The 11,623-nt window shown below is 61.3% G+C and carries 12 protein-coding genes; 4 read left to right on the top strand and 8 right to left on the bottom strand.

The features are described from left to right. Window positions 1-56: 56 nt before the first annotated feature. From MOV61_RS14160 to MOV61_RS14125, 8 genes are all read right to left on the bottom strand, one after another. Window positions 57-380 (bottom strand): hypothetical protein, encoded by a 324-nt coding sequence (locus tag MOV61_RS14160; RefSeq protein ID WP_051899984.1) that lies wholly within the window; start codon window positions 378-380, stop codon window positions 57-59. A gap of 83 nt (window positions 381-463) precedes the next feature. Then, complete coding sequence (locus MOV61_RS14155) at window positions 464-1,414, bottom strand: glyoxylate/hydroxypyruvate reductase A (RefSeq protein ID WP_247137014.1); 951 nt, start codon at window positions 1,412-1,414, stop codon at window positions 464-466. A 26-nt stretch (window positions 1,415-1,440) separates the two neighbouring features. After that, on the bottom strand, window positions 1,441-3,069 hold the full coding sequence (locus tag MOV61_RS14150) for an ABC transporter ATP-binding protein (RefSeq protein WP_247137013.1): 1,629 nt from the start codon (window positions 3,067-3,069) through the stop codon (window positions 1,441-1,443). Then, window positions 3,066-3,539: a PIN domain-containing protein gene (locus MOV61_RS14145; RefSeq protein ID WP_247137012.1), complete on the bottom strand. Its 474-nt coding sequence runs from the start codon at window positions 3,537-3,539 to the stop codon at window positions 3,066-3,068. Before MOV61_RS14145 ends, MOV61_RS14150 begins: the two co-directional genes overlap by 4 nt. Further along, window positions 3,539-3,808, bottom strand: coding sequence for a hypothetical protein (locus tag MOV61_RS14140; RefSeq protein WP_247137011.1), 270 nt, complete (start codon window positions 3,806-3,808; stop codon window positions 3,539-3,541). The genes MOV61_RS14145 and MOV61_RS14140 overlap by 1 nt, the downstream gene beginning before the upstream one ends. A 63-nt stretch (window positions 3,809-3,871) precedes the next feature. Then, window positions 3,872-5,014, bottom strand: coding sequence for an ABC transporter permease (locus tag MOV61_RS14135; protein ID WP_038548088.1), 1,143 nt, complete (start codon window positions 5,012-5,014; stop codon window positions 3,872-3,874). Beyond that, entirely contained in the window at window positions 5,014-6,099 is a 1,086-nt protein-coding gene (locus MOV61_RS14130) for a microcin C ABC transporter permease YejB (RefSeq protein ID WP_038548084.1), read from the bottom strand. Before MOV61_RS14130 ends, MOV61_RS14135 begins: the two co-directional genes overlap by 1 nt. Before the next feature lie 145 nt (window positions 6,100-6,244). Next, a complete protein-coding gene (locus MOV61_RS14125; protein ID WP_038548081.1) occupies window positions 6,245-8,083 on the bottom strand; it encodes an extracellular solute-binding protein in 1,839 nt (612 codons plus the stop codon). Between the two features lie 219 nt (window positions 8,084-8,302). Here MOV61_RS14125 and mepA point away from each other — a divergent pair, with 219 nt between their 5' ends. The 4 genes from mepA to dapB all read left to right on the top strand — a co-directional run. After that, window positions 8,303-9,337 carry a penicillin-insensitive murein endopeptidase gene (mepA, locus tag MOV61_RS14120; protein ID WP_247137022.1) on the top strand — a complete coding sequence of 345 codons (1,035 nt, stop codon included), beginning with the start codon at window positions 8,303-8,305 and terminating at the stop codon, window positions 9,335-9,337. Between the two features lie 119 nt (window positions 9,338-9,456). After that, window positions 9,457-9,837 carry a methylglyoxal synthase gene (locus MOV61_RS14115; protein ID WP_038548075.1) on the top strand — a complete coding sequence of 127 codons (381 nt, stop codon included), beginning with the start codon at window positions 9,457-9,459 and terminating at the stop codon, window positions 9,835-9,837. Window positions 9,838-9,845: 8 nt separating this feature from the next. Then, the gene (locus MOV61_RS14110) at window positions 9,846-10,868 is read left to right on the top strand and encodes a glucokinase (protein WP_247137010.1); all 1,023 of its coding nucleotides are present in this window, start codon (window positions 9,846-9,848) and stop codon (window positions 10,866-10,868) included. Window positions 10,869-11,023: 155 nt separating this feature from the next. Next, on the top strand, window positions 11,024-11,623 hold a 600-nt coding region (dapB, locus tag MOV61_RS14105; RefSeq protein WP_247137009.1), incomplete at its 3' end, for a 4-hydroxy-tetrahydrodipicolinate reductase.

Here is an 11,623-nt window from a genome sequence, read left to right as displayed (position 1 = left end):
CAGACGCAATTCGGCCGCGAGGGATCGCGGCCAAAAAAATCAAGGATGATGCCCCGTCAGTTGCCGGACTGCGATGCCGGCGGCGTGGCAGCTGGCGGAGTAGACGGATTGGCGGTCGGCGGCGCATTCGGATTAGCCGGCGTCGTGCTGCCAGCCGGCGGGGTGGCCGTCCGGTCGGCAGGCGGTGCGGTGCTTTCGCCCCACCATTCGGCGCCGGCCCAGGCGACCATTGCCAGAATAAGGCCGGCAATCAACATCTTCAGCACCGGCGCACCCCAGCTTCCCTGACGCGCTTCCGTGGCGGTTTCCACCACCGGCGGCGAACCGGCCCGATCCGGACGACGGGTATCGGCTTCCTGGGGATCGAAACGGGTGTTCATGATTTCGCTCCTTGTTCGGCCGGAATGCCCGGCTCATGCACAAGAAACGGCCCGCAGCTACGAATGTTCCGGATGGGAACGGCTCAGTAGCCCGCCCGGCGGTCCACCACCTGCCGCAAAGGTTCACCGGCCTCATAGCGTTCCATCTGGGTCTCCGCATTGCGGAACAGCGCCCGTACATCGGACGCGGAAGCCGCGTGCGGCGTGATGATGACATTGTCCATCGCCCAGAGCCGGCTATCTGCACCGAGCGGTTCTTTCTCGAACACATCCAGCGACGCGCCGCCGAGAATGCCGTTGTCGAGCGCGGCAACAAGATCGCTCTCCACCTGGCTGCCGCCGCGTCCGGCATTGATGAAGACTGGTTTGCCCAGGGCGCCGCCCTGGCGAAGCTTTGCAAACAGCGAGGCATTGAAGATGCCGCGCGTCTCCGGCGTCAGCGGCAGAAGACCGACCAGAATATCGGTGCGGGCAAGGAAAACATCGAGCTCGCCGCCGTCAAAGGTCTCGACGCCCTCGGTCGTCTTTTTGCTGCGCGACCAGCCAACGACATCGAAGCCCATGATCTTCAGTTTGCGGACCGAATCCAGGCCGAGCACGCCAAGGCCCATGACGCCGACGGTCAGGTCCTTCGCCTCCGGCTGGGAGAGCTCGCGCCACTGGCGTTCGCGCTGCTGCCCGAGATAGGCCGGCACCTGCCGGAGGTGGCTCAGGGCCTGCAGCACGACCCATTCGCTCATCCGCGTCGTCAGGCTCTCGTCGACGAAACGGACGATCGGGACGTCAGGCAGGCCGGGCATGGTGAGGATATAGTCAACCCCGGCGCCGCCGGAAAACAGCACCTCCAGCTTCGGTGCCCGCTGGAATAGGTCCGGGTCCGGTTTCCAGATCACCGCATAGCGCGCCTCGGAAATATCCACGCCGGGATCGGAGGCGTGCAGCACGGTGCGACCGGCAAAGGCGTTGGCGAGTGCTAAATCGATCTCGCGGCGTTCGAACTTGAGATCGACGACGACCGGATGTCTGGCGGGCATGGACTGATTGACCTTGATTGCTGTGACTATTGATTGATGGCTTCGGTCTCGACCGCTTCGAGATGGAAGGCGGCGGCCATCAGCGCGCGGGTATAATCCTGCTTCGGCGCCTGGAAAATCTGGTCGGCGGGACCTTCTTCCACCACCTTACCGAGCCGCATGACGATGACGTGGTTGGCGAGAGCCTTCACGACCTTGAGATCGTGACTGATGAAGAGATAGGCAAGATCGTGCTTCTTCTGCAGGTCGCGCAGGAGATCGACGACCTGCGCCTGAACGGTCATGTCGAGCGCCGAGGTCGGCTCGTCTAGCATCACGAACCGCGGTTTCAGCACCATGGCGCGGGCGATCGCGATGCGCTGCCGCTGGCCACCGGAAAACTCGTGCGGATAACGCCAGCGCGTTGCGGGGTCGAGGCCAACCTCGGTCAAAGCCCAGGCGACGCGCTCGTCGCGGCCATCGGGGGAAAGCGACCGCTCATGCACCTTCAGCCCCTCGGCGACGATATCGCCGACCGACATGCGGGGGCTAAGCGACCCATACGGATCCTGGAAGACGACCTGAAGACGGTCGCGGAAGGGACGCATTTCCTTGAAGGAGAACTTGTCGATGTCCGTACCGATGAAGGCGATGCGGCCCTTGGAGGAGATGAGCCTTGCGAGCGCCAGACCCAGCGTCGTCTTGCCGGAACCGGATTCGCCGACGACGCCGAGCGTCTCGCCGGCCCGCAACTCGAGATCGACGCCATCGACTGCCTTCACATGATCGACCACCTTGCGCAGGAAACCCGCCTTGATCGGAAACCAGACACGGATGTCCTTGCCTTCCATCACCACCGGCTTCGAGGGATCGGTCGGCGGCGGCTCGCCACGCGGCTCAGAGGCAAGCAGGTGGCGGGTATAGGCGTGCTGCGGGTTGGCGAAGACCTCCTCGACCGTGCCGGTCTCGACGATCTTGCCCTTGGTCATGACGCAGACGCGATCGGCGAATTTCCGGACGATGCCGAGGTCGTGGGTGATGAACAGCATCGACATGCCATGCTCGCCCTTCAGCCCGCGCAGAAGATCGAGGATCTGCGCCTGCACGGTGACGTCGAGCGCCGTGGTCGGCTCGTCTGCTATCAGCAGTTTCGGGCGGTTGGCGAGCGCCATGGCGATCATCACGCGCTGTCGCTGGCCGCCCGACAGCTCGTGCGGATAGGCCTTCAGGCGCTTTTCCGGCTCGCGAATGCCGACCTGGTTCAGGAGTTCGAGCGTCCGGATACGCACCGCCTGGCCGTTGATTCCGTGGTGAAGCTCAAGGATCTCGCCGATCTGCCTTTCGATCGAATGAAGCGGATTGAGCGAGGTCATCGGCTCCTGGAAGATCATCGTGACATCGTTGCCGCGCACCCGCCGGAGTTCTGGCTCGGATGCCTTCAGCATATCCTTGCCGTCGAACAGGACCTCGCCGGACGGATGGCTTGCCGAAGGATACGGCAGTAGCTTGAGGATGGAATTGGCCGTCACCGACTTGCCGGAGCCGGATTCCCCGACCAGCGCCATCACCTCGCCGGGCATGATGTCGAACGAGACCCTGTCGACGGCAATCGAGGTGTCTCTGCCCTGGTGGAAGGCGACGGAGAGATCGCGGACGGAAAGGAGCGGCTCTGTCATCGGCCAAGGCTTTCGATGAGTTCTTCGATTGTCTGCTCGTCTGGTTGCAGACGTGAAAAAGGCAGGCTTTCGCCCTGCGCCGGCCCTATACCCTTGTCGGCCGACAACAGGTGGGAGCAACCGGCAAGATCAGCTGTTGCAATATGGACTGCGTCCGGCAATTTACGCGCGGGATCACAGGCTCTGCAACTCGCTGCCGCGGAGAGTACTTCGCGGGTAACCGGCCGAACCTCCAACCAAGAACTGGAAGAAATCAGACTATCGTAGAAATCGATCAGGGCGGTGTCATGATTGCAGTAGGGCCGCACAAGCAGTTCCCCCAATGTCAACTCGCTGGTCACGAAACGCGGAGGCGTTTGGATCGGTGCGGAGGAAAAGAGCATTGCGATCCGTTCTGCGAGGCCACTTCTTGTTTCAAATCCAGCAATGAAAATATTGGTGTCGATATAGACGCGACCAACATTCTCCATCAGTAATCCCACTCGTCCCGCAACTCGCGAATCCGCGCCACGGCTTCCTCCGTAGATACTGACGGCCTGCCGTCCGAAAGCAGCCGGCGCCGTAGCTCCATGAGGTCTTTTGCCGGGATGGGTTTGCGCTCGGCCATACCGAGATCATCACGTTTTCTGCGCTCCTCCACCTCAACGACGATCTTCACGGTCGCGTCAGCCGCCAATCCCTCCCGCAGATCCTCGGGAAGGTTGGCGACCGGGTAATGCTCTCTGACGATCTTGTTCATGGCGTCACGCTCGCTGATATACCCGATAATCTAGCGCATCCATCATGCAATTACGACCCGCCATCACCCGAACGTCTTTCTAGGATCGAAGGCATCGCGCACTGCCTCGCCGATGAAGATCAGCAGCGACAGCATGATCGACATGGTGAAGAAGGCCGTGAAGCCGAGCCATGGCGCCTGCAGGTTGTTCTTTCCCTGCGAAATCATCTCGCCGAGAGACGGAGAGCCTGCCGGCAGGCCGAACCCGAGGAAATCGAGCGAGGTCAGCGTCGCGATCGATCCGGACAGAATGAAGGGCAGGAAGGTCAGCGTCGCGACCATGGCGTTCGGCAGAAGATGCCGGGACATGATCGTCCAGTTGCCGACGCCGAGCGCGCGGGCGGCGCGGACATATTCGAAATTGCGCGCCCGCAGGAACTCGGCGCGCACCACGCCGACGAAACCGACCCAGGAGAAAAGCAGGAGGATGCCGAGCAGGACGAAGAAGCCCGGGGGCAGGATCGAGGCAATGATCAGCAGGATGTAGAGAACCGGCATGGACGACCAGATCTCGATGAACCGCTGCATCAGAAGATCGGTCCATCCGCCGAAATAACCCTGCACAGCGCCCGCCGTCACCCCGATCATCGCCGAAAAGACCGTCAGCACCAGGCCGAACAGGACGGAGATGCGGAAGCCGTAGATCATGCGGGCGGTCACGTCGCGCGCCTGGTCGTCGGTGCCGAGCCAGTTCAGGTTGCCGAGGATGCAATTCGGGTCCTGATCTTTTTGCGGATAGGCGGCGCAGCGATCCGCTTTCTCCATCAGCCAGAAGGGTTCGGTCGGCGCCGAATGGGGAATGTTGGAGTTGACCGTCTGGTAGGAATAGCGGATAGGCGGCCAGACCATCCAGCCGTTCGCCTGGATTTCCTGCTGGATATAGTCGGAGCGATAATCGGTTGTTGCCAGGAAGCCGCCGAATTTTTCCTCCGGATAGTCAACGAGGACCGGGTAGAGGATTTCGCCCTTGTAGGAGGCGACGATCGGCCGGTCGTTGGCGATGAATTCCGCAAACAGGCTGAGCACGAAAAGGACCATGAACAGCCAGAAGGACCAATAACCGCGTTTGTTGGCGCGGAAATTGGCGAGCCGCCGGCGGTTGGTCGGCGTGATCCAGGGCCGCTTCTGCGGCGTCTGCACGGCGGTCTTTGCGGCGGTTGCCTCCATCAGACATCCCTCCGCTCGAAATCGATGCGCGGATCGATCCAGGTATAGATCAGGTCGGAAATGAGGCTGACGAACAGGCCCATCAGCGAGAAGATGTAGAGCGTGCCGAAAACGATCGGGTAATCGCGGTTGACGATCGCGAGATAACCGAGGCGCCCCAGCCCATCCAGCGAGAAGATGTTCTCGATCAGCAGCGAGCCGGTGAAGAAGGCGGAGATGAAGGCGCCGGGAAAGCCCGCAATGACGATCAGCATGGCGTTTCGAAACACGTGGCCATAAAGCACCTGTCGCTCGTTGAGGCCCTTGGCACGCGCCGTCGTCACATACTGTTTCTTGATCTCGTCGATGAACGAGTTCTTGGTCAGCAGAGTGGTTGTGGCGAAAGCCGAAAGCGACATGGCGATCAACGGCAATGTCAGATGCCAGAAATAGTCGATGATCTTTTCCCACCAGGAGAGTTCGGCAAAATTATCCGAAACGAGACCCCGCAGCGGGAACCAGTCGAAAAACGAACCGCCCGCGAAGAGTACGATCAGCAGAATGCCGAACAGGAAGCTCGGCACCGCGTAACCGATGATGATCGCGCCGGAGGTCCAGACATCGAAGGTCGAACCGTCCTTGACGGCCTTGCGGATGCCCAGCGGAATCGAGATCAGATAGGAAACGATCAGGATCCAGAAACCGAGCGAGATCGACACCGGCATCTTGTCGATGATCAGGTCGAGGACCGAAGTATTGCGGAAGAAGCTCTCGCCGAAATCGAAGCGAATGTAGTTCCACATCATTTCGAGGAAGCGCGTCGCCGGCGGCTTGTCGAAACCAAACTGCTTTTCGAGCTTCTTGATGAATTCCGGATCGAGGCCCTGCGCGCCACGGTAACGGCTTTCCTCGCCTCCGCCCTGTTGCTGCAGCATGTCGCCGCCACCGCCGGAAAGCCGATCACCGGTGTCCTGACCCTGGATCTGGGCGATCACCTGTTCAACAGGCCCGCCCGGCGCGAACTGCACGACGAGGAAAGAAATCGCCATGATGCCAACGATCGTCGGTATCATCAGCAGGAGACGGCGAAGAATATAGGCGCCCATCAGAGCTCCCTGCCTGTCGTCACGGGGCTTGTTTCACCACATATCCCAATGCCGATCAAATGGCTCTTTCCTCTTTTCCGGTGCGAATCATACGGGCTTATTTGGAACAGGTGCCGGACGGCGGCGCAAGTCCGCGCTTATTGTGTCATTTCGCAGGGTTTTTGGCCGACCAGGTCTCGGGGAAGCCGATGCTGTATTCCGGCAGTCTCTGCGGATGCGTGATACGGTTCCAGTAGGCGATCCTTGCTTCGCCGGAATAGAACATCGGAACGACATAGTGGTTGGCGAGCAGCACCCGGTCCATCGCCTTGACGGCCGCCACCTGATCCTCCCGGTCCTGGGCAGCGGTGATCATGCTGATCAGCTGATCCACCGCCGGATCGGCGATGCCTGCATAGTTGCGTGATCCCGGCCGGCTGACGGACGCCGATCCCCAGTAGTCCGCCTGTTCGTTGCCGGGGTTCATGGTCTGGGCCCAGACACCGTACATCATGTCGTAATCAAAGCTGCGGATGCGATTGATATATTGCGATGCGTCGACTATCCGGAGCCGGGCGTCGATGCCGATTTTCTTGAGGCTCGTCACATAGGGCATCACGGTGCGCTCCTGCGACTGGCTGTTCAGGAGAATTTCGAAGCTCAGGGGCTGTCCGGTCTTGGCATTGAGCATCCGGTTGCCCTTCAGCTCCCAGCCGGCGTCCTTCAGCAGGCTGATGGCGGTGCGCAGGTTATCGCGCACCTTGTTCGGGTCGCCGCCGACGGGGTTAGTGTACGGAGTTGTGAACACTCTCGCCGGAACTTTGTCCTTCAAGCCGTTGAGAATCTCCAGTTCCTTTCCCTGCGGCAGGCCGGACGAAGCAAGCTCGGTGCCCCAGAAGAAGCTATCGACCCGCTTCAGGCCGCCATAGGCAAGGTTCTTGTTGAGATCCTCGAAATCGTAGGCATAGTTCAGCGCCTCGCGGACCCGCGCATCCTTGAATATGTCGCGCCGCATGTTCGGCACGAAAGCCTGCATGACGCCGACGGCCTTGAACGGGTTGGTCAGCGCTTCCTTGATGACCCGCCCATCCTTCACCGCATCGAAATCATAGCGCGTGACCCAGCGGCTCGAACTGTTTTCCTGGCGGTAATCGATGTTGCCGGCCCGGAAGGCCTCGAATTCCACGTCGGCATCGGAAAAATAGGTATAGTTGATCGTCCGGAAGTTATATTGGCCGAGATTGATCGGCAGGTTCTTGCCCCAATAGTCGTCGCGCAGTTCGTAACGAATGGTGGAGCCCGGCTGAACGGCGCCGATCTTGTAGGGGCCGGACCCCATCGGCGGCTCCAGGGTGGTGCGGGAAATGTCGCGCTGGTTGCCTTGTGCATCCTTGCCTTCCCACCAGTGCTTCGGCAGGACCGGAAAATCGCCGACGATCGAGGGTAGTTCGCGATTGTTCTTTTCGTCGAAGCGGAAGGTCACTTCGCGGTCGCCGGTCTTTTCAGCACCCGTGACGTGCCGATAGTAGCCGGAATAGAGGGCGCTATGCTCCTTCAGCTTCTCCAGGCTGAAGATCACGTCCTCCGGAGTGACCGGCTGGCCGTCCGCCCATTTCGCCTCCTGCCTCAACCGGAAGGTCACCGAAGACACATCGTCCGGATAGGACACGGCCTCGGCCAAAAGGCCGTAGGTACCGAAAACCTCATCCTCCGACCGCTTCATGAGCGTGTCGTAGATCAGGCTGACACCCGAAGCCGCGGTACCCCGGTCGATCACGAGGTTGAGGTTGTCGAATGTGCCTTCGTCGCCGAGGCGCAGCTCGCCGGCCTTCGGCGTGTTCACATCGACATAGGGGAGCTGCTTGAAGTCTGCCGGCAGCTTCAGGTCACCGACGACAGCCATGCCATGCCGCCATTTCGGCTCCTGGGCGGTCGCCGCCGATGTCCAAAGAGACATTGCTGCGAGAGCGATCACGAAAGCTATCTTCAGGCGGGCCAAGAGCATGCGTTACCCCTTGTGAGTTTCTTTGTTGCGGTGAAGCATAGGGCAAAAGGCGGCGAAAAACAGGAGTTCCAAACTCACATCCGTTTTATCCGGCATTATGTTCCTGAAAATCGGCAAGGCGTTCGCCATCTCCATTTCACCAAAATCCTGTTTCACGGTAGTTTGGAAGCGATCAGGTGATTTGCGGCGGATGGCATGAGATCGATTTCGAGTACAATTATGCGGCTGACGACGGCTGCTTTCCTTTGCGGCACGTTCGCGGGATCGGTGGCAGCGCAGGAGGGCACACCGGCGAAACAACTTTTCGCCGGCGTCAAGCTTCCGAGCAAGGCGGAGGCGGAACCGCTTGGTTTCTATGCCAAGGGCTGCATGTCGGGCGCGGTGGCGCTGCCGACCGACGGGCCGACCTGGCAGGCGATGCGCCTTTCGCGCAACCGTCGCTGGGGCAATCCCGAACTGATCGCACTGCTCGAACGCTTCTCCGGCGACGCAGCAAGGCTCGGCTGGGGTTCCGGCATTCTCGTCGGCGACATTTCGCAGCCGCGCGGCGGCCCGATGATCAACGGCCATTCGTCGCACCAGATCGGCCTTGATGTCGACGTCTGGTTCACCCCGAAGCCCACCCAGCCGCTGACCGTGCAGCAGCGCGAAAGCTATCCCTTCACCTCCATGCTCGACAAGAGCAAGTTCCTGACCGTCGATTCCAACCGCTGGACCAGCACCCATGCCAAGCTGATCATGCAGGCCGCGAGCTATCCGCAAGTGGAGCGCGTCTTCGTCAATCCTGCCATCAAGAAGAAACTCTGCGAGACCTGGACCGGCGACCGCGACCTGCTTGGCAAGGTGCGGCCGATCTACGGCCATGATGAACACTTCCATATCCGCATCTCCTGCCCGCCGGGCTCCACCACCTGCCAGAAGCAGGCCGCAGTACCGAAGGGCGACGACTGCAGCAGCAAGGGATTTGCCTGGTGGTTCACCAAGGAGCCTTGGGCGCCGCCGCCCAAACCGGACCCGAACAAGAAACCGGTAAAACCGCGTCAGGTCATGCTCTCGGACCTGCCGAAGGCCTGTGCGGCCGTGCTTGCGGCCCCCTCGCGTTCCGAAGACGACGCGACATTCGGCGGCAGCGCCGTGGCCTACACGGCTCAGCCTGCCGCGTCGGCATCGGCAAGGACTGTCGAAGCGATCGTCAATGATCCGCCGTCCGCTTCCAGTGATATGCCGGTCCCGACGCCGCGTCCGCTGCAATAGTTTCCCGACAAGGCCGGCAATCGAAACGCCGGCCCCTTCGCGACCTTCCCAAGACCGAAGCGGCACGCTAGAACGCATCACAAATCGATTGAAAATCGTTCTGGCGAGGACACCCAATCATGTCGGCCAAGCCTTGCATCGCGTTGATCGCACACGACCAGAAGAAGAATGACATGGCGGATTTCGCCCGCCATCACCAGGCAGCACTTTCCCGGTTCAACATCGTCGCCACCGGCACGACCGGCGGCCGGGTTCAAGATGCCTGCCCCGGTCTTGAAGTGACGCGGCTGAAAAGCGGCCCGCTCGGCGGGGACCAGCAGATCGGCGCGATGATCGCCACCGGCGAGGTCGACATGCTGGTGTTCTTCATCGACCCACTGAGCGCGCTTCCCCATGACGTCGACGTCAAGGCGCTGACGCGGCTGGCGACCGTCTACGACATTCCGATGGCACTCAACCGCGCCACCGCCGAAAAACTCATCGACTTTCAGAAGGACTAAGCTTCCCGATGGCCGATACCATGAAGACCGACAAACTGCCCTTTCCGATCCTGATCGGCGATATCGGCGGCACCAATGCCCGCTTCTCCATTCTCCTCGACGCCTATGCGGAACCGAAGCCGTTTCCGAACGTGCGTACTGCCGACTATCCGACGATCGACGATGCGATCCAGAAAATCGTGCTCGATTCGAGTTCCGTTCAGCCGCGCTCGGCGATCCTTGCCATCGCGGGACCGATCGACGGCGACGAGATCGATCTGACCAATTGCGATTGGGTGGTGCGGCCGAAAGACATGATCGCCCAACTCGGCTTCGAGGATGTGCTGGTCGTCAACGATTTCGAAGCCCAGGCGCTTGCCGTCGCGGCCATGCCCGATGAATACCGCGAGACGCTTGGGCCCAACAACGAGCCGCATATGGCATCGCGCGTCGTGCTCGGCCCAGGTACTGGCCTCGGCGTTGCCGGCCTCGTCTATGCGCGGCACATGTGGTTTCCGGTTCCCGGCGAAGGCGGACATGTGGATGTCGGCCCGCGCTCGGAACGGGATTTCGAGATCTTTCCGCATCTCAAGCGCATCGAAGGCCGCGTTTCTGCGGAAGAAATCCTGAGCGGGCGCGGCGTCGTCAACATCTACCAGGCCGTCTGTGCGGCCGACGGTCTGCAGCCCGCGTTTTCCGATCCGGCGGATATCACGGCTCACGGTCTGAACCGTTCGAATTCCCAGGCCGTCGAAACGCTATCGCTGTTTGCCACCTATCTCGGCCGGGTCGCCGGCGACATGGCGCTGATCTTCATGGCGCGCGGCGGCGTCTATCTCGCCGGCGGCATCTCGCAGAAGATCGTTCCCGCGCTGAAAGGCCCAGAGTTCCGCGCCGCCTTCGAAGACAAAGCGCCGCATACGGAGCTGATGGGCACGATTCCGACCTTCGTGGTGACCCATCCACAGGCGGCACTCGCCGGCCTTGCAAGCTTTGCCCGCACGCCCTCCGCCTACGGCCTTTCCATGGATGGCCGCCGCTGGCAACGCTAGGACCGGACTGAGATCATCGCCGCGGGCGAGGCCGGTTTTCCTGAAGACGGCCTGCAAGAGATGCTTGCGCAGTGCGGAAGCGGCCTTTACGCTCGCCCCAACAAGCTGTAACCGCTCGAAAAGACCGACCGACAAAAGCAGGGACTACGCCGCACATGACCGCAAATGACATGAAACTCGTAGTGGTCGGCGCAGCGGGTCGGATGGGCCAGGCACTGATCCGGGTCATTCATGAAACCGACGGCGTGGCATTGCATGCAGCGGTCCAGCGCGAAGGCTCGCCGTTCATCGGCAAGGATGCAGGCGAGCTCGCAGGTGTCGGAACGCTTGGGGTCCCCGTGACCGCCGATCCGCTTCAGGCTTTTCTGGATGCCGAGGGCGTGCTCGATTTCACCACACCCGCGACCAGCGTCGCCTTCTCCATTCTCGCCGCGCAGGCACGGATCGTCCATGTGATCGGCACGACCGGATGCTCGGTTGAGGACGAAGAAAAGTTCAAGGCGGCGGGCCGTCACGCGCGCGTGGTCAAATCCGGCAATATGAGCCTCGGCGTCAACCTGCTCGGCGTGCTTGTCGCGCAGGCGGCAAAGGCTTTGCCCGCCGCCGGCTGGGATATCGAGATCCTCGAAATGCATCACAAGCACAAGGTCGACGCGCCATCCGGCACCGCACTGCTGCTCGGCGAAGCGGCGGCACAAGGCCGCGGCATCGATCTCGCAAGCCAGTCCGTCAGGGTGCGTGACGGCCATACGGGC

This window comes from Neorhizobium sp. BETTINA12A, assembly GCF_023006485.1.
Taxonomy (GTDB): domain Bacteria; phylum Pseudomonadota; class Alphaproteobacteria; order Rhizobiales; family Rhizobiaceae; genus Neorhizobium.
This window is presented reverse-complemented; position numbering and strand designations above follow the sequence as displayed.